Origin of the sequence: Saccharopolyspora hirsuta (genome assembly GCF_008630535.1) — a bacterium.
Taxonomy (GTDB): Bacteria; Actinomycetota; Actinomycetes; order Mycobacteriales; family Pseudonocardiaceae; genus Saccharopolyspora; species Saccharopolyspora hirsuta.
On the sequence record NZ_VWPH01000001.1, the window covers coordinates 173956 to 197702 of the forward strand.

A 23747-nucleotide genomic window follows, 5' to 3' on the forward strand; every position below is an offset into this window, starting at 1 on the left:
CACCGGGTCCCGCGAGATGGCGATGCTGCCCGCATGGACCGTGGCATGGCAGCAGCAACTCCTGGGACCCACCGCGAGCGCGCGGTGCCGCTCGCGCCGCATCCGGATCGGCTGCTCCCGCCCGAACCGTCCCAGCGCAACATCGCGCGGCGGCTCTACGACACCGTCCGCGACCTCCCGCTGATCAGCCCGCACGGGCACGTGGAGGCCCGCCTGCTCGCGGCCGACGAACCGTTCACCGACCCCGCGTCGCTGCTGGTCACGCCCGACCACTACGTCACCCGCCTGCTGCACGCCCACGGCATCCCGCTGGCCGACCTCGGACTGCGCGACAGCACCGGCGACACCGGCCCCGCGCAACCGAGGGACGTGTGGCGGACCTTCTGCGAGCACTGGCACCTGTTCCTGGGCACCGCGTCGCGGGGCTGGCTGGAGGCAGAGCTGCACGACGTGCTCGGCGTGACCGTGCAGCCCTCGGCCGACACCGCCGACGAGCTGTTCGACGAGCTCACCGCCCGGCTGCGCGAGCCCGCGTTCCGGCCGCGCGCGCTGTACGACTCGTTCGGGATCGCGGTGCTGGCCACCACCGACGACCCCGCCGACGACCTGGCCCACCACCGGGCGCTGGCCGAGGACCCGTCCTGGTCGGGCCGCGTCGTGCCGACCTTCCGCCCCGACCGCCACCTCGACGCGACCAGCCCCGGCTGGACTGCGGCGCTGGACGACCTCGCCGCCGCCAGCGGCATCGACACCGGTGACTACGACGGGTTGATCCGAGCGCTGGAGAACCGCCGGGAGCACTTCCGCGCGCACGGTGCGACCGCCACCGATCACAGCGCCCCCGATGCACGCATGGCGTTCCTGGACACCGCGCAGGCGCGGCGCTTGTTCGGCGCGGTCCGAACCGGCACGGCCAGCGCCGATGAAGCCCGCCTGCTGTCGCAGCAGCTGCTCGGCGAGATGGCCCGCATGTCCAGTGAGGACGGCATGGTCATGGCGCTGCACACCGGCAGCAGGCGCAACCACCACCCGGGCACACTGCGCCGATTCGGCCCCGACACCGGCCACGACATCCCGCTGCAGGCGGAGTTCACCCGCGCGCTGCAGCCGATGTTGGAGCGCTTCGGCACGAACCCGCGGTTCCAGACCGTCCTGTTCACCCTCGACGAGACGGTCTTCTCCCGCGAACTCGCCCCGCTCGCCGGGTTCTACCCGTCGGTCTACCTCGGTGCGCCGTGGTGGTTCCTCGACGCGCCCCGCGCGATGCACCGCTTCCGCGACGCCGTCACCGAAACGGCTGGTTTCTACCGGAACGCGGGCTTCATCGACGACACCCGCGGGTTCTGCTCCATCCCGGCCCGCCACGACACGGCCCGGCGGGTCGACGCGGCCCACCTGGCGGGACTCGTCGCCGAGCACGTGCTCAGCGAGGACGACGCCGCCGTCGTGATCCGCGACCTCCACGACCGCCAGCCGCGAAAGGCGTTCCGGCTGTGATGGCACGACTGACCCGCTCCGCGGCCCGCGCGCGTCCACCGGCCCCGGTGCGCGCCGTCCACATCGGACTCGGTGCGTTCCACCGGGCCCACCAGGCCGTGCACACGATGGCCGACCCGGACTGGGGCATCGCGGCCTACACGTTCCGCAACACCGAGCTGCCGCGCGTTCTCACCGAGCAGGACGGTCTGTACTCGCTGCAGGTGCGCGGAGACGGGGAGCCGCAGGCGGAGATCGTGGATGCGATCAGCCGCGCCCACCCCGGCAGCGATATCGAGCAGTGGCTCGCGGATCTGGCTTCTCCCGACGTGGCGCTGCTGACGCTGACGATCACCGAGGCCGGTTACCGGGCGTCCGGGGACGGCACGGCGATCGGCCGCGTCCTAGCCGGGCTGCGCGAGCGCCACCGCGCGGGCGGCGCCCCGATCGCGCTCGTGCCCTGCGACAACCTGCCGGGCAACGGCGGCGTGCTGCGGGCGGCGATCCGCACCGCCGCAGCGGGGGAGGAGCTGGCCTTCCGCTCGTGGATCGAGGACCACGTGTCGTTCGTCGACACCGTCGTCGACCGGATCACGCCCGCGACCACCGAGCAGGACATCGCCACCGCCGCGCGGCTCACCGGGCTCGAAGATCGGGCTCCGGTGGTGACCGAACCGTTCAGCGAGTGGCTGCTGGCCGGGGACTTCCCGCTCGGCAGGCCCGCGTGGGAGAACGCCGGTGCCCGGTTCGTCGACGACCTCGCCGCGTACGAGCAGCGCAAACTGTGGTTCCTCAACGGTGCGCACACCCTGCTGGCCTACGCGGGCGCCGCGCTGGGCTGCGCGACGGTCGACGAGGCCGTCCAGCACCCGGTGCTGGCGAGCTTGGCGGAGTCCTGGTGGGACGTCGCGTCGCGCCACGCCGCGCTCCCGGCTGAGGATCTGGCCGACTACCGGCAGCGGCTGCTCCAGCGCTTCTCCTCCCGCGGGATCCGGCACAACCTGCGGCAGATCGCCGCAGACGGTTCCCAGAAGATCCCCGCCCGGATCCTGCCGGTGCTGCGCGCCGAACGAGCCGAACGGCGGATGCCCGAAGCCCCGGTCGCGACGTTGGCCGGATGGCTGATCCACCTGCGCGACCGCCAGGTCAGCGACCCCCGAGCCGACGAACTGGTCCCGCTGGCCCGCTCGGCGGACGCCCCGCGCCGCGTCCTGTCCACTCTGGACGTCAGCCTCGCCGACGACGGCGAGCTGATCTCCGCAGTGGAGGACTATGCCGAGCGCCTCCGGCTTTCCGCTGGCTGAACCGCGCAGAGCGTTCAGTCGTCACCGCGCGGCTCGGTCGGTCGCGCGCCGCGGAGGACGATCTCGGTGGCGGCGACGATGGCGTCCGGGGGGACCGAGTCGGGGTCGACGGCGCGCTGGATGGCCAAGCCGTCTTCGAGCGCGTGGATGACGAGGGCGGTGAACTCCGCTTCCGCGGCATCAGTCCCGAGCTCGCGCGCCACAGCACCGGTCAGCGCCTCGCGGGCGTAGGCCTCTCGCTGGGCGAGGACGGACCGTTCACCAGGCGGGCGTCGAAGCGTGTGGCGCACGAGCTCCAGGCGCAGCGCCAGCCACTCCTCGAGGTGAGCGGATCGCTCGCGGTGCCAAGCCCGCAACGCTTCCCAGGTGTCGCCCTCGCCCGCCGCGAGCTGTGCGACTTCCTCCCGCTCACGACGGGTTCGTTCGTCCAGCAGTGCCGCGACGACGGCGTCCTTGTCGGGGAAGTGCCCGTAGAACGCCCCTCGGGTGTACCCGGCGCGGTCGGCGATCCGCTCGACCGAGGCCCCGGCGACACCGTGCTCGGCGAACACCTCGGCGGCCGCGTCGAGCAGCCGCGAGCGGGTCAGCACCTGCGACTCGCGACGTGAGAGCCGTTGCCGGGACATCACCACTCCTCGTTCATATCCAGTGCTGAATCCAGATGCACTTCTGTATCTTAACGGCATGGGCACGAGCGCATCCGAGGTCACGAGCTGGTCGGCGACCCGCATCGCGGCAGCTGTCACCTCGGGCCGGACGAGCGCGGTCGAGGTCCTGGAGGCGCACCTGGATCGCATCGACAGGTACAACCCGGGCCTCGCGGCGGTCACCTCGCGGCGGGACGACGACGCGCGGCGGGACGCGGCGGCCATCGACGAAGCTGTCGCGCGCGGTGAACGGGTCGGCCCGCTGGCGGGGGTGCCGATCACGGTGAAGGAGACCACCGACGTGCGCGGGCTCGCCACGACGCACGGGCTGCGGGCCTTCGCCGACCGCATCGCGGCGGCCGATGCTCCTCCGGTCGAAGCATTGCGCCGCGCTGGCGCCGTCATCGTCGGCCACACCAACATGCCGACCTTGACGCTGACCGGCATGCACCCGCGCAGCGAGCTGTTCGGCGACACGGTCAGCCCGTGGGACCCGGATGTCACGCCCGGTGGGAGCAGCGGCGGAGATGCCGTCGCGGTGGCCACCGGGATGGCGGCGATCGGCCTGGGCAACGATTCCGGCGGCTCCACGCGATTGCCCGCGCAACTGTGCGGAGTGGCCGGTTTGAAGCCGACGCCGGGACGCTTCCCCGCCGACCACCGCATCGGTCCGGCCGACCCCGCACCGGCCTCCGCGCTGTTCCCCGTCGACGGGCCGCTCGCGCGGTGCGTGGCCGACCTGCGCACCGCGTTCGAGGTGCTCGCGGTCGCCGACCCCCGGGACCCGCGTGCCGTTCCGGCCCCCACGTCCGGGCCGCAGCTGCCGCGCGCCGTCGGTGTCGTCCGCGATCCCGGTGGTCACGGGGTGGATCCGGCCATCGCGAACGCCGTGGACGCCGCCGCCGATGCGCTCGCCGACGCCGGTTACGAGGTCGGCGAGGTCGATGTCCCGATGCTCGACGACGCCCTGGCGGTGTACACGGGCATGGTGCTCACCGAGTTCGCCGGGAACTGGCCCGCGATCAGCGCGCTCGTCGGCCCCGAGGCGTCCCGCTACATCAACTTCGACCTCGACGAACACCCGCCGCTGGACCTGGAGCAGTACCTCGAACGCGCCGCGCGCCTTCTGACGGTGCGCCGGGCGTGTGCCCAGCGGGCAGCGGTGACGCCGCTCCTGCTCGGTCCGGTGAGCACACGTGCCCGCTTCGCACCAGGGCAGGAATCCTCGTCAGCGGAGGAGAAACGGCGGTACGGACGCTCGATGGCGCTGTCGGTGTGGACAACCGCGGTCGGCGCGCCAGCGGTCGCCGTCCCCACCGGACTCGTCGACGGAACCCCGGTCGGAGTCCAAGTGATCGGACCGATGTTCCGCGAGGACGCCGTTCTCGACGCAGCACAGGCCGTCGAGAACGCATGCGGCACGCTGACCCCCGTCGAACCCCGAGCCGGTGGGCGGAGTTGATGGGTGCCAGCCGCGCACGGGCTGCGTCGAACGGCTCCTCGAAACCTCTTGCCCGATCAGCGAGAAGTCCGGCCGCGAGTTGCGTTCTTCGGGTTGCTCCTCACGCTGGGGGTGGGCTTGCCCGCTGGGGGCGACCATCGGCCGCTGGGCCGTGCGACATGCGTGAAGTGGAGCCGACATGCCTGGGATTCCGCCACCGATCACTCCCGTTCTCGAACCCGCCGCGAGGGAACTGGCCGAAGCGACGGACCCGCACCCGCGGATCTACGAGGTCCCGCCGGAGGAGGGACGTCAGATCCTGGTCGGGCTGCAGAGCGACAGGAGCGTGCCCCGCCCGGACGTCGACGAGGAGTGGGTCGACGTGGACGCCGGGCAGTGGGGCACCGTCCGCACCCGCATCATCCGGCCCAAGGGGGCGAGCGGACCGCTGCCGGTGGTGTTCTACATCCACGGCGCGGGCTGGGTGTTCGGCGATGACATGACCCACGACCGCCTTTTCCGCGAACTGGCCGTCGGCGCGGGCGCCGCGGGCGTCTTCCCCGTCTACGACCGGGCTCCAGAGGCGAAATATCCCACCCAGGTGGAGCAGAACTACGCCGTGGGGCAGTGGGTCGTGCAGCACGGCGCGGAGCACGGCCTGGACACCTCGCGCATCGCCGTCACCGGCGAGTCGGTCGGCGGTTGCATGGCGGCGGTGTTCGCGCTGATGAACAAGGAGCGCGGCGGGATCGACCTCAAGGCCCAGGTGCTGCTCTACCCGGTGACCAACGCCGATTTCGACACCCCGTCCTACGTGCAGTTCGCGGAGGGCTACTACCTCACCCGCGAGGGCATGAAGTGGTTCTGGGACGCCTACACCACCGATCACGCGCAGCGCACCGAGGTGTACGCATCGCCGCTCCAGGCGTCGCTGGAGCAGCTCCGGGGGCTGCCCACCACCCTGGTCATCACCGACGAGGCCGACGTGCTGCGCGACGAGGGGGAGCAGTACGCCAACCGGCTGCGCGAAGCCGGTGTGGACGTCACCTCGGTCCGGGTGGCCGGGATGGTCCACGACTTCCTGCTCCTGGACAGCCTCCGCGACACCCGCGCCGCCAACGTCGCCCGCAAGCTCGCCGTCGACGCGCTGCGGACGGCGCTGCACGACAGCTGAGGCAACCGCAGCTCGCCACGAAGTTGACGGTGCTCACATCCCGGCCTAGGGTGATGTGAGCACTGTACACATGTGAGCGAGGGAGTTGTGCCGATGCCGTCGACAGAGCAGGGCGCCGTCGAGGTCGATCTGGGTGGTCGCACGGTCACCGTGCCGAAGGGCGGGCTGTACGACCGGTACCGGATGGACACCGATCTCGACGAGGTCGCCCGCGATCCCCGCGTCCGCGGCGTGGACTTCTTCCGGCGGCTGCCCAAGACCCGGGTCGATTCGCCGATCGGCCCCACGCTCACGCCGAACTTCTACTACCGCATCTCCACCGCCCGGATCACGATGCTCGCCCGGTCCCGCGCGATCCGCCGCCGCCTGCCCGGGGAGCTGGCGCCGCTGGAGGTCGCGCCGGGCCTCGGGCTGATCTCGGTGATGTTCTTCCGCTACGACGTGTGCGACATCGACTTCTACACCGAGGCCGCCGTCGGGGTCGCGGTCCGCCCGGCGCGGCACGGTCGGCTCGGGTTCGTCGACCTCGTCGCCGCGCTCAAGAACGAGCACCTCGACTCCTACGTGCTGTCCCTGCCGGTGAGCACCGACATCGCCCAGGTCCGCGGGCACGACGGTTACGGCTTCCCCAAGTGGGTCACCGGTCTCGACGTCGGCATCGACGCCGACCGGACGACCGCGCGGGTGGCCAACGACGCGGGCGGGACCGACCTGTCGCTCTCGGTGGCCACGCCCGCTCAGACCGCCTTCCCGAGCGGTAAGCGCGTTTCGTCTCTCACCTCGTACACCTCGATCAACGGTGCGTGGCACTCGACCTTGAGCCAGACCAACGTGCTGTCGGCCGGAACCGCGATCTTCCCGCGCAACGTAGGCCTGCGGACGGGGGAGGGCCGCATGTCCGACGACCTGCGGTCGCTCAAGCCGATCAAGACCGTCCAGCTCGACGTCGTGACCGAAGGCCAGCTCGCCCTGCACATGCCCGTCCCCATCTCGGTCCCGCCCCGGAACTAGGGCGAAATCGCCCCCGAAAACACCACGGAGCTCGCCATGATCACTGACGACATCCCCCGCTCGGCGCCTGCTCGCGGATCCGGTCTGCCCCCATCGCTGACCCCGGCGCTGCTCGCGCGCCTGACCGCACGAGTCACCGCTGCCGCGGACGCGGCGAAGGTCACCACCAATGCCCCGTACACCGGTGCCCCGCTGGCCGACCTGCCGGTCTCGACGCCCGCCGACGTCGACGACGCGTTCGCGCGCGCCCGCGCCGCCCAAGTGGGGTGGGCCGCCGTGCCGGTGCGGGAGCGCAAGAAGATCCTGCTGCGTTTCCACGACCTCGTCCTCGAACGCCAGGACGAGGTTCTTGACCTGATGCAGGCCGAAAGCGGGAAGACCCGCCGCGACGCCTTCCTCGAAGTCACCGACATCGCGATCACGGCCCGGTACTACGCGCGCAACGCTGCCAGGCTTCTCTCGCCGAAACGCCGTCGGGGTGCGATCCCGCTGCTGACCCGAACCGCGGAACTGCGCCACCCCAAGGGCGTCGTCGCCATCGTCTCGCCGTGGAACTACCCGCTGAGCATGGCCGCGGGCGACGCCCTTCCGGCGCTCATGGCGGGCAACGCCGTCGTCCAGAAGCCCGACACCCAGACCGCGGGCACCGCGCTGTGGGCGCTCGACCTGATGCGCGAAGCCGGTTTGCCGCCAGGCGTGTGGCAGATGGTGGTCGGCCGCGGCAGCTCCATCGGTGGCGCGCTGATGGACAACGCCGACTACATGATGTTCACCGGCTCCACCGCCACCGGGCGCCAGATCGCGCGGGACGCCGGTGAGCGCCTCATCGGCTCGTCCCTCGAACTCGGCGGCAAGAACGCCATGCTCGTCCTCGACGACGCCGACATCGACCGGGCCGTCGACGGCGCGATCGCCGCGTGCTTCCCCTCGGCCGGTCAGCTCTGCGTCTCCGTCGAGCGCTTGTACGTGGCCGATGCCGTCCACGACCGGTTCGTCGCCGAATTCGCCGCCCGCACCGGGAAGCTCCGGATGGGCGCCGCCTACGACTACAGCCAGGACGTCGGCTCCCTCACCAACCCGGCCCAGCTGGAGACGGTCACCGCGCACGTCGACGACGCCGTCGCCAAGGGGGCGACGGTGCTGGCCGGGGGCAGGGCGCGGCCGGATCTCGGGCCGCTGTTCTACGAACCGACCATCCTCACCGACGTCACGCCCGACATGACGCTGTACGAGAACGAGACCTTCGGTCCCGTCGTCTCGATCTACCGCTTCAGCGACGTGGACGAGGCGATCGCCCGCGCCAACGCCACCTCGTACGGCCTCAACGCCAGCGTCTGGACCCGGAACGGGGTGCGGGGCCGGGCCGTCGCCGCCCGGCTGCGCGCCGGGACGGTCAACGTCAACGAGGCCTTCGCCGCCGCGTGGGGGAGCATCGACGCGCCGATGGGCGGGATGGGCGACTCGGGCCTCGGTCGCCGCCACGGCGCCGACGGGATCCTCAAGTACACCGAACCGCAAACCGTTGCACACCAACGAATCCAGGGGTTCAACCCGCCGACCGGTGTTTCGCACGAGACCTGGGCCGTTGTCCTGACCAGCGCGTTGAAGGTCCTGAAGGCAATCGGGTCCCGCTGAGGACGGGATACCGCGCTCACCAAGCCAGGGGAGGGTTCCGGCAGGTGCCGGTGCCCTCCCCGTTCGCTGCGCTGCAAAGGACATTCGCCGTCCGGTGCTGCAGAACACCAAAAGCCCGTTGATCTGCGCTTCAACGCAGTTCAACGGGCTTTCTGGGGCGGGAACCGCCTACGCGGGCCGCCCCACCGGCGCGGTGCGCTGTTGGGCGGGCAGCCAGGCGCGGTAGCGGCGCAGGGCCCGCCGCTGCCGGAGCTGCTCGGAGAGCAGCGCGTATGCCGGATGGGTGCCGGGTGCGGGTTCGCTGCCGCGGGCGAGGCGGCGCAGCTGGTGGCGCACCTGCGCCATGCTGGCGGCTGAGGCGAGCGTCTTGTCGGACCAGGTCACCGGCCGGAGCTTCCGATCGGCCTCGCGGCCGTGCCGCCAGCGGTCGGGCAGGTCCGGGGTGACGGCGAGGGCGGTGCCCATCCCGACGAGCGCCACGCCGCTGTCGAGCACCTTCTCCGCGGTCTCCCGCCGGGTGATGCCGCCGGTGAGCATCAGCGGAAGCGGGCTGGTCCTGACCAGGTCCGTCGCCAGCTCCAGGAAGTAGGCCTCGCGGGCCCGGGTGCGGGAGTCGGCGGAGTTGCCGGTCATCGCCGGGCTCTCGTAGCTGCCGCCGGACAGCTCGACCAGGTCGACGCCGAGCGGTTCGAGCATCGCGATCACCTGCCGGGCGTCGTCGGCGTCGAACCCGCCGCGCTGGAAGTCGGCGGAGTTGAGCTTCACCGCGACCGCGAAGGAGGGCGAGACGGAGGCGCGGACGGCGCGCACGACGTCCAGCAGCATCCGGGCGCGGTTCTCCAGCGTCCCGCCCCAGGCGTCGGTGCGCTGGTTGGACAACGGGGACAGGAACTGCGACAGCAGGTAGCCGTGCGCGGCGTGGATCTCCACACCGTCGAATCCGGCCCGTTCGGCGCGCGCGGCCGTGACGGCGAACCGGTTGACGGTGGCCTCGATCTGCTCCGGGGTCATGGCGACGGGCTTCCCGAAGCGGCTGCTGTGCTTGCCCAGGTCGACGCCCACCGCCGACGGGCCCCACACGACGCCGGGCATGTTCGCCTCGACCTGGCGGCCGGGGTGGTTGATCTGCATCCAGATCGATCCGCCGCCGGACTTGCCCGCTTCGGCCCACCTGGTGAACGGCTCCAGCGGCGCGGCATCGTCGAGCACGACTCCGCCCGGACCGGTCATCGCCTCGGCGTGGACCATGACGTTGCCGGTGATCAGCAGCCCGGTGCCCCCGCGCGCCCACCGCCGGTACAGCGCCAGCAGCTGCTCGTCGGGCAGCTGGCCGTCCCCGGCCATGTTCTCCTCCATGGCCGCCTTCGCGATGCGGTTGACCAGTGCTGCCCCGGAGCGCAGGCGCAGGGGCGAGAACAGCTCGCCGGTCATCGAGTTCCCCTCTCGGTCCGATCAGCTAGAATGTATGCACCGTTTACATTAAGCGGTGGATGTAAGCGCTGTAAACATCGAGGAGCGTGACCTGTGCCGCAAGCGAGCGGTTCGTACCACCACGGCGACCTGCGCGCCGCCTGCCTGCGCGCTGCGCGAGAACTGCTGGAGGAGGACGGCAGCGCCGGGCTGTCGCTGCGGGCGGTGGCGCGGCGAGCTGGTGTGTCGGCGACGGCGCCCTACCGCCACTACCCGGACCGCGACGCGCTGGTCTCCGCGGTCGCGGCCGAGGGCTACCGCGAACTCGCCGGATACCTGGCCGCGGCCCACTCCGCGCCCGAGACCCCCGACGACCTCGCCGCGATCGCCGTCGCCTACGTCCGCTACGCGCTCGACCACCCGGCGATGTTCCGGGTGATGTTCGCCGAACCCTGCGATCCGAACAACCAGGAGCGGGTCGCCGCGACGGCCGCGATCTGGGACTACGTCGGCGGCATCGTCCGCGGGGTCTTCCTCGGGGCTGATCCGGACGCGCTGTCGAACGCGGTGTGGGCGGTGGTCCACGGCCTGGCGTTCCTGCACCTGGACGGCAAGCTCGACGCCACGACGCCCGAGGTGGTCGACAGCCAGGTCCGCGCCGCGGTCAACGCACTGTTCACCGCCGCGCGGACGGGCGCGTGAGACCTGAGGCCGTCACCGCCGCAGCGGTGGGATGGTGGGGACCTCGGAGGCGTTGGCGATGGCTTCCGGGGTGAGGCGGAACTGCTCGGGGTAGTGCTCGCGGGTGGTGCGGCGGGCGGGTTCGGTGGTGCGCCACATGTACAGGCAGCGCGGGCACTGCAGCACCTCCCATGCGCCGGGCACCGGCGAGGTCGTCACGGTGCGGATCTCCGGTTCGGTGCAGCGGGGGCAGATCGTCTGCATCGGATGTCCTCTCGTCGCGCGGAAGTTCAGCGGTTGGCCAGCAGCGAGCGCAGGCGGTCGGCCCACTCGGCCGCTTCGGGCAGGTCCTTGGTCGGGGTGCCGAAGTTGCCGCGGACGTCGGGTTTCACCGGAGTGGTGGCGTCGATGATCATCTTGCTGGTGATCCCCGCGGGCTGCGAGGCCGGAGCCAGCTCCACCACCGACAGGTTCGGGATGACCACCACGTCCTCGGCCGGGTTGACCTTCGCCGACTGCGCCCACATGACCTGCGGCAGGTCGAACGGGTCCACGTCCTCGTCGACCAGGATCACCTGGCTGACGTAGCCCAGGCCGTGCGGCGTGGTCATCGCCCGCATGCCCACCGCCTTGGCGAAACCGCCGTAGCGCTTGGCCGTCGAGATGATCACCAGCAGCCCGTGGGTGTACATCGCGTTGACCGCCTTGACCTCGGGGAACTCCGCGCGCAGCTGCTTGAGCAGCGGAACGCAGGTGTTGGGCCCCACCAGGTAGTCGCACTCGGTCCACGGCATGCCCAGGTACAGCGACTCGAAGATCGGGTTGGTGCGGTGGGAGATCCGCTCCACGCGCACCACCGGCATCCGCCTGCCGCCGGAGTAGTGCCCGGTGAACTCGCCGAACGGGCCCTCGATCTGCCGCACCCGGGATTCGATGAATCCCTCGATGACCACCTCGGAACCCCACGGCACGTCGAAGCCGGTCAGCGGGGCGGTCGCGATCGGCATCGCCTCGCCGCGCAGCGCACCGGCCATCTCGTACTCCGACTGGTCGTAGGCCATCGGCATGCCCGCCACGATCGGCACCACCGGGTCGTTGCCGAGGGTGATGGCCACCGGCAGGTCCTCGCCGCGCTCCTCGGCCTTGCGCAGGTGCTGGGCGATGTCGTGCATCGGCACCGGCTGCAGCGCGAGGCGGTCCGTCCCGATCACCTCGATCCGGTAGATGCCCAGGTTCTGCTTGTCGAAGTCCTCCGGCGCGTCCGGGTCGCGGGAGACCACTGCGGCCTTGTCCAGGTAGAAGCCGCCGTCACCGTCGTTGAGCCGGAACAGCGGCAGCACGTCGAACAGGTCCACGTCCGCGCCGGAGACGCTGTTCTCCCGCCACGGCGCGTCCTCCCGGCGGACCGGGGTGACCGGGAAGTCGTCCCAGCGCCGGGCGAACTCCTCGACCTGCTCGCGGGTGGAGGTCTCCTTCGGCAGGCCCAGCGCCATCGCGTGGTTGCGCCACGAGCCGTGCACGTTCATCGCGATCCGCGCGTCGGTGAAACCGGTGACGTTGTCGAACCACAGGGCCGGGGCGCCTTCCCCGATGCGGCCCGCCGCGTTCGCCGCTGCCGCGAGATCGGGTTCGGGGGACACCTGCTCGTTGATCCGCAGCAGCTGTCCCTCCTTCTCGAGCGCGTGCAGGAACGACCGGAGGTCGTCGTAGGCCATCGTGTCTCTCCTCAGGAAGCCTTGAGCTTGGCGGTGCGCAGCCCCTCCCAGCGCTGCGCGGCCGGGGCGGGCAGGTCCAGCTGGTCGAGCACCCGGGAGGTGATGTGCTCGACGAAGTCGTCGATCGAGGTCGGGTTGTTGTAGAAGGCGGGCATCGGCGGGACGATCCGCACGCCCATCCGCGCGAGCGCGAGCATGTTCTCCAGGTGGATCTCGCTCAGCGGTGTCTCGCGCGGCACGATCACCAGCGGACGGCGTTCCTTGATCGTCACGTCCGCCGCTCGCGCCACCAGGCCGTCGGCGTACCCGGCGCGGATCCCGGCGAGGGTCTTCATCGAGCACGGCACGATCACCATGCCGTCGGTGCGGTAGGAGCCGGACGAGATGCTCGCGCCCTGGTCGTCGGGGTTGTGGACGACGTCGGCGAGCTCGCCGATCTCCTTGACGCTCCGCCCGGTCTCCAGCTCCGCGGTGGCCCGCGCCCAGCGGCTCAGCACCAGGTGGGTTTCCACCTCTGGCAGTTCGCGCAACCGCTCCAGCAGCCGCACGCCGAGCGGCGCCCCGGTCGCTCCGGTCATCCCCACGACGAGTCGCACGCTTCTCCTTTTCGGTCATCTTGCGCTGATGAATCCACGCTAAGCGCCGATCTCGCAGGTGAACCGGTACGCTGGCGACAAGAGATGGGGAGAATCGGACAGCGAGCAGATGGCAGAGATCACCGACGTCGCCTACCGGCCGGGGTTGAACGCGCCGATCGGCATGGACGTCATCGACTTCGCCGAGCTGCGCTCGCGCGCCCGGCGCCGGGGGATCGACCTGGCCGGACCGCAGCGCCCGGACTTCCACCACCTGATCCACGTGCACGCCGACGCGGACGAGCTGCGGCACACCGTCGACTTCACCGAGCACGTCATCCCGCCCGGCGGCTGGTTGTGGGTGCGTCCCGGCCAGGTGCACCAGTACGGCGCACTGACGCGTTCGCGGGGCACGATCGTCATCTGGCGGCCCGGTTTCGTCACCGTCGACCCGCCACCGCCGGAAACCCCGGTCCGTCCCGGCGGTTCGGCGCGCGAAGCGGTCGATCTGGCGCTGCGGCACCTGGTCGCCGACTACGCAGACCTGGGCTCGATGACGCTGGAAGCGCACAACAAGGCGCTGCGCATGCTGCTGGCGGTGCTGCTGCTCCGGCTGGCCCACGCGGGTTCGGCACCGTCGCCGTCCACCCCGGCCGACGGCCCGTTCGAGCGCTTCAAGGCCGCGGTGGAGCGCAACTTCACCCGCACGCACCGCGTCGCCGACTACGCCGCCGACCTCGGCTACAGCACCCGAACCCTGACCCGCGCAACCCTTTCCGCGACCGGCCGCTCGGCGAAGTCCTACTTGGACGCCCGCATAGTCCTGGAGGCCAAGCGCCTGCTCGTCCACACCGACCGCGCGTCAGCGGACATCGCGCGCCACCTGGGGTTCACCAGCCCCGGCGACTTCAGCAAGTTCTTCCGCAAGCACGACGGACGAACCCCGCTCGCCTTCCGCGCCGAGGCCCGAGGCACCGGAGCGTGACGGCGGCGCGCTGATCAGCCCGCGGCCGGGAACGGGTGGTGTTCGACCCTGGTGCCTCGTCCCGCGCGGCTTCGAGCTCGGCTCTCGGCCCGTGGTCAGTTCGAGGTGGACGTGCGCGGGATTTCGCGCAGCCGCCGGGGAAGGTCGTCGATGTCGCCCGGCACCGGTTCGAGCCAGCGGGCGGTCGCGGCCAGGTCCTCGGCGGTGCGCACCGGGCCGACGAGCATGACCTCGCCCACCGGGCTGCGGCTGCGAGTGCACCGCTGCACCAGGAGCGTGTGGCCGCTGAGCGCACCGGTCACCTTGCCCGCGTGGCACCAGAGACGCCCGAGGGGGCAGGTGGCTCGGACGAGCATCCCGTGCGGGCAGCGGCGGATGATCTCCCGCAGCACGGCCAGGACGGGTAGTTCCCCGCCGTCCTCGCAGCTGTCGCACAAGACGACCGTGAACCCTGCGGCGTCCGAGGTGCCGTGCCCCTGCTGTCGATCCACGTCCCGTCTCCTGCGCGTCGGTCCGACGGAGAAAGCCGCTGCCGGTCAGGCGTTCTCGAGCTGCTTTTCGGTTCGGGAGAAGGTTCGGCTGGCCGGGGCGAGGGCGGCCAGCGCCGGGGCCAGGGCGCAGATCAGGGTGCAGGTGATCAGGACCGCCGCTGGCCCGAAGGCTTCCGTCGCCGGAGCGATGAGGACCAGGCCGAGGGGCGCCAGGCCGTAGGAGAACAGGAAGTCCAACGCGGACACCCGCGCCAGCTTGTCCGGCTCCACCTCGCGCTGGATCGCGGTGAACCAGGGGACGTTGAACAGCTCGATGCCCAGCCCGGCGAGGACGTATGCGGCCAGCACCACCGCCGGGTGGACGGGGAGGAGCAGGCTCAGCGGTGCGAAGGTGTAGCAGCCCAGCCCGGCCAGCGCGGCCCAGCCCTGCGCGCGGGGGCGCCAGCGCGCGATGATCAGCGCTCCGACGAGCGCTCCGACGATGTAGGCGGTGGTCGCCGCGGCGAGCACCGCTTCACCGCCGTAGCGGTCGCGGCTGATCAGGGGGAGCAGGACGCCCGTGGCCGAGTAGCCGGTGGCGATCACCGCGGTCAGCGCGCCGAGCCCGGCGAGGAACCAGGGGTGCCTGCGCGCTTCCCGGAGCCCTTCGGCGAAGTCGGTGGTGAACGAGCTCCGGGGGCCCGCCGCGGGTGCGGCGGCGGTGCCCTTCGGTGGCAGCAGGGCTGCCAACAGCCAGAGCGCCCCGATGCCCACCAGCAGTGTCGGGATGTCCAGGAACACCGCCAGCAACGCGGTCAGGCCCGGCGCGACCAGGGTGGTCACCCGCACCGCCAGGGTCATCGCGGCGTTGGCCTGCTGGCGCTGCTGCTCGTCGACGACCTCCGCGGTCAGGGCCTGGAAAGCGGGGCGGCACGCGCCCTGCCCCGCACCTGCCACGGCCGCCGCGACCGCCATCAGCGGCACCGACCAGCCCAACCCCACGGCGATCGCCGGGAGCGCCAGCGCTGCGGCCAGGCCCGACCACAGCACGACCGCGCGTCGCGAGTAGCGGTCCGAGACCACGCCGCTGATCGGGACCGCGGCCAGGAACCCGGCGGTCCGGGCGGCCAGCAGCAGGCCGAGGGTCACGGGGGTCAGCGAGCGGTCGAGCACCGCGAGGCCCAGCACGAACGGCAGCGCCCAGGTCGCCAGGCCGGAGGCGGTCGTGCCGGTCCACAGCCGCAGGAAGGTGGGGTTGCGGACGACGGAACTGCTGCGCAGCGCGCGGGTGTTCGGTGCTGCTGGCGTGGCCACCGGGTGATGCTCCTCAAGTTAATGAAAATGGTTTTCGTTATCGTACTGGGTGGTCGTCGTGCGCGCGCGGAGTGGTCGCGGCTCGTGGTCCCGGGGCGCGGTTCCAGCTCATCCGCGACCACGGCATCGCCAGTTCCTCCAGCGCGGGAACGTTGTGCGGGGCGAGCGAGGCGAGGTCGACGGCTTCCCGGTGACGGCTGAACACCGAGCCGGTGTAGCGGTGCCCGGTGTCGGCCGCGATGAACACCGCGGTCCGGTCCGGGTTCTCCGCGCGTTCCCAGCGCGCCGCGAGGTAGGCCGCACCGGTGGACAGCCCGGCGAAGATCGCGTGCCTGCGCAGCAGGTCGATGCTGCCGGAGAGCGCGGCGCGGAAGGAGATCCAGTGGATGATGTCGTAGCGGTCGTGGGCGACGTTGCCGAACGGGATGGAGCTGCCGATCCCGGCGATGATGATGTCCGGGTCGGCGACGTGCTCGCTGCCGAAGGTGATGCTGCCGAACGGCTGCACCCCGACCAGCTGCACGTCGTCGGACTTCTCGCGCAGGAAGCCCGCCAGCGCCCCGGTCGACGCGCCGGACCCGACACCGCCCACGATCGTGACGCCCTCCGGGCCCAGCTCCCGCTCCAGCTCCTCGGCCACCGCCCGGTAGCCGAGGTAGTGGATGTCGTCGTGGTACTGGCGCATCCAGTGGAAGTGCGGGTTCTCCTCGAGGATCTCGCCGATGCGCTGCACTCGTCGGCTCTGGTCCAGCTTCAGGTCGCTGGTGGGTTCCATCTGCTCCAGCGATGCGCCCAGCACGGCCAGCTGGGTGCGCAGCGTGTCGTCGACGGTCGTGGAGCCGACTATGTAGCAGTGCAGCCCGTAGCGGTGGCAGGCCAGCGCGAGCGCGTAGGCGTAGATCCCGCTGGAGCTGTCCAGCAGGGTGTCGCCGGGGCGCACCGCACCGCGGTCGAGCAGGTGGCGCACCGCGCCCAGCGCCGAGACCACCTTCATGGTCTCGAACCGCAGGCACACCAACCCGTCCTCGACCCGGATCAGGTCCGGTTGGCCGATCGAATCCGCGACGTGGTCAAACATCGAGCTGGTCCCTTCCTGAACGGGCTGCCGAGGTGCGGAACACCCGGGTGACCGCGATCCCGTCGCGGGCCAGGGCCTTGCCGCACCGCTCCAGCCGGTGCGGCAGGTCCGCGGCAGCGGGGTCGAAGAGCACCCCGGCGACGTTGCCGCTGTGCGCCACCTGGATCCCCACCGCGCCGGAGGTCCGCGCGATCTCGGTGAGGACCGGGAGTTCTTCCTTGGGGAGCAGTTGTTGGTTGAGCTGGGCGCTTTCCGTGCTGACCTCGCCGAGCAGAGCGGTGTCGGCGGTGTCGACGGCGCGCCGCAACCTGCGGCGGAGCCGTTCGAACGCGGAGATCCGCGAGGTGTCCACTGTGGGCAGGTCGAGTGTGTTGACCGGTCGTCCGGCACCCGTGAGGCAGCCGAGGACGACCAGCGGGGGCAGTGCATCTCCCAGCACTTCGAGGACACGGCCCTCGCGTTGTGCGAAGAGCAGCGCGCGGTCGTCGAGCATGAGCGGGTCGGACGCCTGCTCGGCGCGCACCGCGAGGGCGGCCACGGTGTTCGCGGGCAGCCGGACGCCGAAGGAGTCCGCCACCGCGCGGACGGCCGCGATGATGTCGCTGGTCGAAGACCCCATGCCGAGCCCTACCGGCAGGTCGCCGTTCAGCCGCAGCCGCCCGCCGCACACCCGGGAGCCGAAGCCCTGCAAGATGCTCACGGACCTGAGCAGGTCCAACGTCAGCAGCGCCGCCCGCCGGGCCTTCACCCGGTCCGCTGGCACCACCGAGAGGGATTCCGGTGCCGCGCCCGGCTCCGGCCGGAACTCCGCCCGGGTGCCCAGCCCGCTGATCGGCAGCGTGACCAGTCCCCGGCACGGTTGGCCCAGTGAATCCCGGAAAACCCCTTGCAGGATCTCCCCGTGATGACCCGGCGCGCGGCCGGTGCCGACGGCAGGCGCGGCCACCAGCTCACCGCGCAACGCCTCGTCAAGCACCGGCGCGCACCCCGGACCGGCCCGACGCGCTCACGCCGTCTCCGCCCGATATCGGTACAGCACCGTGGGGTCGGCGCTGAACTGGGAGAACGGGAACGGCTCCGCCGACAGCGCGGTCACCCCGGCGCCGAGGAAGGCCCGCGCCACCGCGCTGCCGGTCTGCGCGTAGACCACCAGCGGCACCTCGTGCTCGCGGCAGTGCTGCAGGATGTGGTCGAACGTGCCGTTGCTCAACGTCATCCCGGTGGCCACCACCGCCTCGGCCGGGGCCAGCACCTCGGCCATGGACTCGGCCACCGGATCGCCCCACTGGGTCCGGCGCAGGTTCAGGTCGCACGGCAGGCATTCCCCGCCGCGCTCCCGGATCGCGGCGACCAGCGGGTTGACCACGCCGATCAGCGCGACCTTCGCGCCGGGATCGATGTCGAGTAGTCCGGCGATGGCCGTGTCCCGCGCGTGCGCGCGCGTCTCGGGCGTGCCTGCGGGAAGGGTGATCGGTTCGGCGTCCGAGTCGCGGTGCGGTCGGGCTTCGGCCAGGTAGGCGTCCAGCGCGGCGATGCGCAGCGGGGCGGGGGCTTCCCGGAGCAGCGCACCGAGCGGGGACCCGGAGGCTTCCCGGCCGATCGACGGGTCGAGCTCACCGGCCTCGAACGCGCAAGCACCGAAGGAGCGGCCGACGCGCACCAGGACGTACTGGTTGAGGTAGGTCGTGCCGCCACCGGCCAGCCGGGTGCCGTGGTGCAGCCAGAACACGCTGGTCGCGGTCAGCTCGGCCGGATCGGGGCCGTGCGCGCCGTCCAGCACCTGGGTGGTCAGCTCGGCGACGGTGGCCGCGGTCATCGGTCCTCCCGGGTCAGGCGGAACAGGTAGGTCAGCACGCCGTCCTGCCAGTCGTGCAGGTGGGCGATCTCGGCCGCGAACCCGACCTCGGTGGCGTGGCCGATGATGGCCCGCAGGTCCGCGGTGTTGGAGACGATCAGGAACACCTCGCCGCCGGGGGCCAGCAGGTCGCGCTCGGCGATCTGGGCGAAGAACCGGGCCACCAGCGGGCTGCCCGCGCACACGTTGCGGACGATCGCCGGGTCGTCGCTGACCCGCTGGCTGACGGCGGGCGGGTTGAAGGTGATGACGTCGGCGCGGAACCCGGCCGGGAAGTCCGCGAAGAGGTCGGAGACCACCGGCACGAAGGTGCTGCGGCTGGTGGGGGCGGCGAGCTCGTCGAAGTAGCGCTGCGCGGTCCGCACGCTGGCGGCGTCGACGTCGCAGGCGTGGATCTCGGCCGCGCCGCGCAGTCCGGCGACCACGGCCTCCACGCCGAGCCCGACGCCCATGGCCGCGTAGACGCGGCCCGCGACGTCGATGGTGCCGTCGAGCAGTCGTTCGTGGATCATCCGACTGGTCGCGCCGGGCATGAACACGCCGGGCGGCAGTTCGAAGGTCCACCCGTTCCACTCGTACGTGCGGACGGTGTGCAGGTCGGCCTTGGGCTGGTTGAGCGCGATGATTTGCGCTGCGGGCAGCGGTTCGGGGAGCTGGTCGAGCTGGACCGCGTTCGTCACTGCGTGGCTGCCTTTCCTCATCGTCCGATCGAGCGCAGGTAGGCGGCGAACTGCTCGGCGCCTTCGATGTTGCGGGGGCCGCTGACGGCCTGTCCGTAGTCGAGCACGTAGAACTGTCCCTTTTGGACCGCCGGGCTGCTGGCCAGCGGCGGGTACGACTTCAGGAAGGCGATCTTGTCCGCGACCGGGCGGTCGCCGTAGTCGACCACGGCGATGACCTCCGGCGCGGCCTCCACCACGTCCTCCCAGCCGACGCTGGTCCAGCGCTGGTTGAGCCCGCTGAAGATGTTGCGCCCTCCGGCCAGCGAGATGAGCGCGTCCGGTGCGCCCTGGGCGCCGGAGGTGAAGGGCTGGTCGGTGCCCGAGTCGTAGAGGAACACCCGGGCCGGTTCGCCGGCCGGGCGCTGCTGCCGCAGGGCCTCGGCGCGCTTCTGCAGGTCGGACACCAGCGCTTCGGCCCGCTCGGGCACGTGGAAGATCGCACCGATCTGCCGCAGGTCGGTGTAGAGCGCTTCCAGCGGCGGCACCTGGACGGGGTGCGTGCCGTAGTTGAAGCAGCTCTCGGTGTGCTGGTAGCTGCGGATCCCGACCTGGTCCAGCAGTTGCGGGGTGATGCCGCGCGCTTCGCTGAAGCCGGAGTTCCAGCCCGCCAGCACCCAGTCCGCCTTGGCGCCGATCACCACCTCGCGGCTGAGCACGTCGGTGCTCAGCACCTCCACCGACCGGTAGTCGTCGAGGTAGGGCGAGCGCTGCACCGCCGGGTCGGCCGTCGACGGCATCACGATGCCGCGCATCCGGTCGGCCAGGCCGAGCGCGAACATCTTCTCGGTGCTGCTCATGTCGTAGGCGACGGCCCGTTGCGGCAGCGGGTAGCTGATCTGCTCGCCGCAGTTGTCGATGACCACCGGCGCGGCCTCGCCGGGACCTGGTTGCTGCACTGTCGCGCCGCACCCCGCCAGGAGTGCGACGCTGCCCACCAACGCCGCGGTGCGGCGCAGGGTTGCGCGGTTCATGTGGTTCCTTCCGGTTCGGTCAGGTCGTAGAGCAGCTGCGGGGCCCCGGTGCGCGGGTGCGTCACGATCGACGGGGTCACGCCGAAGACCTCGCGGACGAGTTCGGGTTCGAGCACTTCGAGGGGTTTCCCGGTGCGGACCACCGAGCCCCGGGACATCACGGCGAGCCGGTCGCAGGTCGCCGCGGCCAGGTTCAGGTCGTGCAGCGCGACGAGCACGGTCAGCCCGCACCCGCGCAGGAACGACAGCAGTTCCACCTGGTGGCGCACGTCGAGGTGGTTCGTCGGCTCGTCGAGCACCAGCACCTGCGGCTCCTGCACGAGCGCGCGGGCGATCAGCACCCGCTGCCGCTCGCCACCGGACAGCGACAGGATGCTGCGCCGCGCCAGGTGCTCGACGTCGGTGCGCTGCATGGCCTCCCGGCACAGCTCCCATTCCGCGTCGCTGAGCCGCTGGTTGCCGCGCAGGTGCGGAAACCGGCCCAGCGCAACGATTTCGGCCACGGTGAAGTCGAGCTCGGTGTGGCTCTTCTGGGTGAGCGCGGCGATCGACCGCGCGCTCTCGGCCAGCGGCATGGAGTTCAGGTCGGTCCCGTCCAGCAGCACGGTGCCGGTGGTGGGGCGCAGCGCCCGGTAGAGGCAGCGCAGCGCGGTGGACTTGCCGCTGCCGTTGGGGCCGACCAGGCCCACGACCTCACCGCTGTCGGCGGACAGGTTCAGTCGCTCGACGAGTGTCGTCCCGGCGATCTCCACCGACACGTCTTCCAGCGTCACGTCCATGTCAGCTCCCGCCGAACAGGTAGCCGCGACGCCGCATCAGCGCGACGAACACGGGCACCCCGATCAGGGCCGTGATCACGCCCAGCGGCAGTTCCCGCGGTGCGAACGCGGTGCGGGAGACCAGGTCCACCCACACCAGCAGCACGGCCCCGGCCAGCGGTGCGACCACCAGGACCCGGTTGTGCGCCGCGCCGACCAGGATGCGCACCAGGTGCGGCATGACCAGCCCGATGAACCCGATCGCGCCGCTGACGGCCACGATCGCCCCGGTGACCACGGCGGTGAGCAGGAACAGGCCGCGCCGCAGGCGAGCCGCGTCGACGCCGAGGCTGGCGGCGGTCTCGTCGCCCATCGCCAGCACGTCCAGCGCCCGCCCCTTCCGCGCCAGCAGCACCACGGCGACCGCGACGGCCGCGGCGGCGATGGGCAGCGACTGCCAGGTGGCGCCACCGAGGCTGCCCAGCAGCCAGAACAGCACGGTGCGCGCGGATTCCCCGAAAGGCGCGAAGAACACGATCACGCTCATCGCGGCCTGGAACCCGTAGGCCAGTGCGACGCCGATGAGCACCAACCGCAGCGGGCTCAACCCGGCCCGGCTGCGCGCGATCAAGTACACCAGCGCGGTAGCCCCGAGCGCCCCCAGGAAAGCAGCCGCGGACAGCGCGAAGATCCCCAGCGAGGAGAACAAACCGAAGGACACCACAGCGCTCGCACCCACCGATGCCCCGGAGGAGACACCGAGGATGAACGGATCGGCGAGCGCGTTGCGCACCAACGCCTGCACCGCGACGCCGATGGCGCTCAACCCGGCGCCGACGACGGCCGCCAGCAGCACGCGAGGCGCGCGAACCTGCCAGATCACGGCGTAGTCGGTGAACTCCTCAGCCCGGATCGAACCGCCGGTCACGGCGGCCCAGAGGTAGCGCGCGGTGTCGGCCAGCGGCACGACGGTCGGCCCCAGCGCGATCGCGACCAGCGCGGACACCAGCAGCACCGCGGTCAGCACCGCGGCGATGAGCACCAGCGGAACACGCGGAGCCAACTCCGGCACCGGTGTCCTGGCGCGTTCCAGAAGCATCTCGTCCCCATCCTCGAACCCCGACGCCGTCCTCGGTGACCCAGCCTGTCGCTAATGACAATCATTGTCAACAAATCGGCAATGTGATCAACCTTGCGCGAGGACCGCTTGACGCGGACTCCACCCGCACAGCTCGAAGAATGGGTTGGCTGGCTTGGGTGTGGCCGCCAGGAGCGGTCCGATCGAGGTGAGGCCAGGACGGTTCGGATCAAGAGGAACGCATTGCGAGCGAGAGGCGGAGCGGCGAGTCGAGCTTCTTGGGCGCGCTGCGCCGCCTTAACCGTCGGTTCTCTGCTGCACGAATTTGCCCACGCCATTTCGCCGGGGCCGAACCAAGATCTTCAGATCGCTTCACTCGTTACGCGGAAGCGCACGCAGTGTTGCTCGTCGGCGTCGATCAGGAGGTGCTTAGCGCAGTCCACCCAGTGGCTCCGCATGCGCAACTTCCCGGAAAGACGGGCTTTTTCGGCCAAGGGCGACCGTTCTGGTCACAGCCACGCCACCTCCGGGGTCAGGGGTTCGGCGGAGCGCTGGGCTTCGGTGATCGCCGTCATGAACGCTTCCGAGGCTGCTGCGAGGGGGCGGTGCGGATCGCGGACCACTGCGATCTGGCGGCGGGTTTCGGGGTCGTTCAGCGGTCGGTGTTCTAGGTTGGCGAACTGGACCAGCGGTAGCACCAGTCCCGGCATCACCGCCACTCCCAGGCCTGCCGCGACCAGGCCTGCGACGGTGGCGATGTTGCGGGATTCCAGCACGAGCTCCGGGCGGACCTGGGCCGTGGCGAAGGCGCGTTCGGCGTGCTGGCGGATGCTGCTGGTCGGTTCGAAGGCGATGTGCGGCTCGCCCTCCAGGTCCGCCCAGTTCAGGTTGCGGCGGCGCGAAAACCGGTGCTGGGGCGGGAAGACGCAGCAGAACTGGTCGGTGGCGATCGGGCGGACGTCCAGGTCCGGCAGCGGTTCGGCGGTCACGGTGACCGCCAGGTCGACCTCGCCGGAGCGGACCTGCTGCAGCACCTCGTCGGACATTCCGTCCGCAATGGACAGGTCGACTCCGGGGTGCGCTGCGCGGTAGGCGGAGACGACCGGCGGGAGCAGGATCGCCGCCAGCGACGGCAGGGCCGCGATGCGCACCCGGCCGCGGCTGCCCGCCAGGAAGCCCTCGAAGTGGTTGATACCGGCGTCGAACGCTTCGACCACGCGCCGGGCCACGCGGCAGAACTCGTCGCCTTCCGGCGTGGTGACCAGGTTTCGCGTGGTGCGCTGGAAGAGCGTGATGCCCAGCTTGCGCTCGACCTCGCGGACCGTTCGGCTCATCGAGGACTGGGCCAGGTGGAGGTTGTCCGCGGCGAGGGTGAAGCTCCCGGCGTCGTGCACCGCGAGCACCAGGCGGAGCTGCTGGAACGTCAGGTCCATGCGCATAGTGCATT

Annotated in this window: 23 protein-coding genes; 8 read left to right on the top strand and 15 right to left on the bottom strand. The window is 71.3% G+C overall.

The window, feature by feature from the left end:
* Nucleotides 1-33: 33 nt before the first annotated feature.
* Nucleotides 34-1497 (top strand): glucuronate isomerase, encoded by a 1464-nt coding sequence (gene uxaC / locus F1721_RS00800; protein WP_246153974.1) that lies wholly within the window; start codon nt 34-36, stop codon nt 1495-1497.
* On the top strand, nt 1497-2780 hold the full coding sequence (locus tag F1721_RS00805; RefSeq protein ID WP_150064546.1) for a mannitol dehydrogenase family protein: 1284 nt from the start codon (nt 1497-1499) through the stop codon (nt 2778-2780). Before uxaC ends, F1721_RS00805 begins: the two co-directional genes overlap by 1 nt.
* Nucleotides 2781-2794: 14 nt before the next feature.
* On the opposite strand, the gene F1721_RS00810 is transcribed toward F1721_RS00805, so the two are convergent.
* Nucleotides 2795-3406, bottom strand: coding sequence for a TetR/AcrR family transcriptional regulator (locus F1721_RS00810; protein WP_150064547.1), 612 nt, complete (start codon nt 3404-3406; stop codon nt 2795-2797).
* A 22-nt stretch (nt 3407-3428) separates the two neighbouring features.
* On the opposite strand from F1721_RS00810, the gene F1721_RS00815 reads away from it, so the two are divergent.
* From F1721_RS00815 to F1721_RS00830, 4 genes are all read left to right on the top strand, one after another.
* Nucleotides 3429-4889 carry an amidase family protein gene (locus tag F1721_RS00815; protein ID WP_211840272.1) on the top strand — a complete coding sequence of 487 codons (1461 nt, stop codon included), beginning with the start codon at nt 3429-3431 and terminating at the stop codon, nt 4887-4889.
* 178 nt (nt 4890-5067) lie between these two features.
* The gene (locus F1721_RS00820; protein ID WP_150064548.1) at nt 5068-6042 is read left to right on the top strand and encodes an alpha/beta hydrolase; all 975 of its coding nucleotides are present in this window, start codon (nt 5068-5070) and stop codon (nt 6040-6042) included.
* Between the two features lie 93 nt (nt 6043-6135).
* Nucleotides 6136-7053: an acetoacetate decarboxylase family protein gene (locus tag F1721_RS00825; RefSeq protein ID WP_150064549.1), complete on the top strand. Its 918-nt coding sequence runs from the start codon at nt 6136-6138 to the stop codon at nt 7051-7053.
* A 36-nt stretch (nt 7054-7089) separates the two neighbouring features.
* Nucleotides 7090-8688 carry a succinic semialdehyde dehydrogenase gene (locus tag F1721_RS00830; protein ID WP_150064550.1) on the top strand — a complete coding sequence of 533 codons (1599 nt, stop codon included), beginning with the start codon at nt 7090-7092 and terminating at the stop codon, nt 8686-8688.
* Between the two features lie 168 nt (nt 8689-8856).
* Here F1721_RS00830 and F1721_RS00835 read toward each other — a convergent pair whose 3' ends face one another.
* Nucleotides 8857-10119 (bottom strand): NADH:flavin oxidoreductase/NADH oxidase family protein, encoded by a 1263-nt coding sequence (locus tag F1721_RS00835; RefSeq protein ID WP_150064551.1) that lies wholly within the window; start codon nt 10117-10119, stop codon nt 8857-8859.
* Between the two features lie 93 nt (nt 10120-10212).
* Between F1721_RS00835 and F1721_RS00840 the strand changes: the two genes are divergently transcribed.
* Entirely contained in the window at nt 10213-10800 is a 588-nt protein-coding gene (locus F1721_RS00840; protein ID WP_150064552.1) for a TetR/AcrR family transcriptional regulator, read from the top strand.
* Nucleotides 10801-10812: 12 nt separating this feature from the next.
* Here the strand turns inward: F1721_RS00840 and F1721_RS00845 are convergent, their stop codons facing one another.
* The 3 genes from F1721_RS00845 to F1721_RS00855 are packed head-to-tail and all read right to left on the bottom strand — an operon-like array spanning nt 10813 to nt 13090.
* Nucleotides 10813-11043, bottom strand: coding sequence for a non-oxidative hydroxyarylic acid decarboxylases subunit D (locus tag F1721_RS00845; protein ID WP_150064553.1), 231 nt, complete (start codon nt 11041-11043; stop codon nt 10813-10815).
* 26 nt (nt 11044-11069) lie between these two features.
* Complete coding sequence (locus F1721_RS00850) at nt 11070-12494, bottom strand: non-oxidative hydroxyarylic acid decarboxylases subunit C (RefSeq protein ID WP_150064554.1); 1425 nt, start codon at nt 12492-12494, stop codon at nt 11070-11072.
* An 11-nt stretch (nt 12495-12505) separates the two neighbouring features.
* Nucleotides 12506-13090, bottom strand: coding sequence for a non-oxidative hydroxyarylic acid decarboxylases subunit B (locus F1721_RS00855; RefSeq protein WP_150064555.1), 585 nt, complete (start codon nt 13088-13090; stop codon nt 12506-12508).
* 109 nt (nt 13091-13199) lie between these two features.
* Here F1721_RS00855 and F1721_RS00860 point away from each other — a divergent pair, with 109 nt between their 5' ends.
* Complete coding sequence (locus F1721_RS00860; protein WP_211840273.1) at nt 13200-14054, top strand: helix-turn-helix domain-containing protein; 855 nt, start codon at nt 13200-13202, stop codon at nt 14052-14054.
* 95 nt (nt 14055-14149) lie between these two features.
* On the opposite strand, the gene F1721_RS00865 is transcribed toward F1721_RS00860, so the two are convergent.
* From F1721_RS00865 to F1721_RS00910, 10 genes are all read right to left on the bottom strand, one after another.
* A complete protein-coding gene (locus tag F1721_RS00865) occupies nt 14150-14545 on the bottom strand; it encodes a hypothetical protein (RefSeq protein ID WP_150064556.1) in 396 nt (131 codons plus the stop codon).
* A 45-nt stretch (nt 14546-14590) separates the two neighbouring features.
* Nucleotides 14591-15838, bottom strand: a complete 1248-nt coding sequence (locus tag F1721_RS00870; protein WP_150064557.1) for an MFS transporter — start codon at nt 15836-15838, stop codon at nt 14591-14593.
* A 37-nt stretch (nt 15839-15875) separates the two neighbouring features.
* The gene (locus tag F1721_RS00875; RefSeq protein ID WP_150064558.1) at nt 15876-16916 is read right to left on the bottom strand and encodes a pyridoxal-phosphate dependent enzyme; all 1041 of its coding nucleotides are present in this window, start codon (nt 16914-16916) and stop codon (nt 15876-15878) included.
* Nucleotides 16909-17892 carry a GHMP family kinase ATP-binding protein gene (locus F1721_RS00880; RefSeq protein ID WP_150064559.1) on the bottom strand — a complete coding sequence of 328 codons (984 nt, stop codon included), beginning with the start codon at nt 17890-17892 and terminating at the stop codon, nt 16909-16911. Before F1721_RS00880 ends, F1721_RS00875 begins: the two co-directional genes overlap by 8 nt.
* 30 nt (nt 17893-17922) lie before the next feature.
* Nucleotides 17923-18732: a Rossmann-like domain-containing protein gene (locus tag F1721_RS00885; protein ID WP_150064560.1), complete on the bottom strand. Its 810-nt coding sequence runs from the start codon at nt 18730-18732 to the stop codon at nt 17923-17925.
* Nucleotides 18729-19451, bottom strand: coding sequence for a class I SAM-dependent methyltransferase (locus F1721_RS00890; protein WP_246153976.1), 723 nt, complete (start codon nt 19449-19451; stop codon nt 18729-18731). Before F1721_RS00890 ends, F1721_RS00885 begins: the two co-directional genes overlap by 4 nt.
* A 17-nt stretch (nt 19452-19468) precedes the next feature.
* On the bottom strand, nt 19469-20464 hold the full coding sequence (locus tag F1721_RS00895; RefSeq protein ID WP_211840274.1) for an ABC transporter substrate-binding protein: 996 nt from the start codon (nt 20462-20464) through the stop codon (nt 19469-19471).
* Nucleotides 20461-21243, bottom strand: coding sequence for an ABC transporter ATP-binding protein (locus tag F1721_RS00900; protein WP_150064562.1), 783 nt, complete (start codon nt 21241-21243; stop codon nt 20461-20463). The genes F1721_RS00895 and F1721_RS00900 overlap by 4 nt, the downstream gene beginning before the upstream one ends.
* A gap of 1 nt (nt 21244) precedes the next feature.
* A complete protein-coding gene (locus F1721_RS00905; RefSeq protein ID WP_150064563.1) occupies nt 21245-22321 on the bottom strand; it encodes a FecCD family ABC transporter permease in 1077 nt (358 codons plus the stop codon).
* Nucleotides 22322-22809: 488 nt separating this feature from the next.
* Nucleotides 22810-23733, bottom strand: coding sequence for a LysR family transcriptional regulator (locus tag F1721_RS00910; protein WP_246153978.1), 924 nt, complete (start codon nt 23731-23733; stop codon nt 22810-22812).
* Between the last annotated feature and the right edge of the window lie 14 nt (nt 23734-23747).

What these genes read in the sequence shown, in the direction of transcription:
- uxaC (WP_246153974.1), top strand. Translation starts at nt 34, where the DNA reads ATGGACCGTGGCATGGCAGCAGCAACTCCTGGGACCCACCGCGAGCGC.
- F1721_RS00805 (WP_150064546.1), top strand. Translation starts at nt 1,497, where the DNA reads ATGGCACGACTGACCCGCTCCGCGGCCCGCGCGCGTCCACCGGCCCCG.
- F1721_RS00810 (WP_150064547.1), bottom strand. Translation starts at nt 3,406, where the DNA reads ATGTCCCGGCAACGGCTCTCACGTCGCGAGTCGCAGGTGCTGACCCGC.
- F1721_RS00820 (WP_150064548.1), top strand. Translation starts at nt 5,068, where the DNA reads ATGCCTGGGATTCCGCCACCGATCACTCCCGTTCTCGAACCCGCCGCG.
- F1721_RS00825 (WP_150064549.1), top strand. Translation starts at nt 6,136, where the DNA reads ATGCCGTCGACAGAGCAGGGCGCCGTCGAGGTCGATCTGGGTGGTCGC.
- F1721_RS00830 (WP_150064550.1), top strand. Translation starts at nt 7,090, where the DNA reads ATGATCACTGACGACATCCCCCGCTCGGCGCCTGCTCGCGGATCCGGT.
- F1721_RS00835 (WP_150064551.1), bottom strand. Translation starts at nt 10,119, where the DNA reads ATGACCGGCGAGCTGTTCTCGCCCCTGCGCCTGCGCTCCGGGGCAGCA.
- F1721_RS00845 (WP_150064553.1), bottom strand. Translation starts at nt 11,043, where the DNA reads ATGCAGACGATCTGCCCCCGCTGCACCGAACCGGAGATCCGCACCGTG.
- F1721_RS00850 (WP_150064554.1), bottom strand. Translation starts at nt 12,494, where the DNA reads ATGGCCTACGACGACCTCCGGTCGTTCCTGCACGCGCTCGAGAAGGAG.
- F1721_RS00860 (WP_211840273.1), top strand. Translation starts at nt 13,200, where the DNA reads ATGGCAGAGATCACCGACGTCGCCTACCGGCCGGGGTTGAACGCGCCG.
- F1721_RS00875 (WP_150064558.1), bottom strand. Translation starts at nt 16,916, where the DNA reads ATGTTTGACCACGTCGCGGATTCGATCGGCCAACCGGACCTGATCCGG.
- F1721_RS00885 (WP_150064560.1), bottom strand. Translation starts at nt 18,732, where the DNA reads ATGACCGCGGCCACCGTCGCCGAGCTGACCACCCAGGTGCTGGACGGC.
- F1721_RS00895 (WP_211840274.1), bottom strand. Translation starts at nt 20,464, where the DNA reads ATGAACCGCGCAACCCTGCGCCGCACCGCGGCGTTGGTGGGCAGCGTC.
- F1721_RS00900 (WP_150064562.1), bottom strand. Translation starts at nt 21,243, where the DNA reads ATGGACGTGACGCTGGAAGACGTGTCGGTGGAGATCGCCGGGACGACA.
- F1721_RS00905 (WP_150064563.1), bottom strand. Translation starts at nt 22,321, where the DNA reads ATGCTTCTGGAACGCGCCAGGACACCGGTGCCGGAGTTGGCTCCGCGT.
- F1721_RS00910 (WP_246153978.1), bottom strand. Translation starts at nt 23,733, where the DNA reads ATGGACCTGACGTTCCAGCAGCTCCGCCTGGTGCTCGCGGTGCACGAC.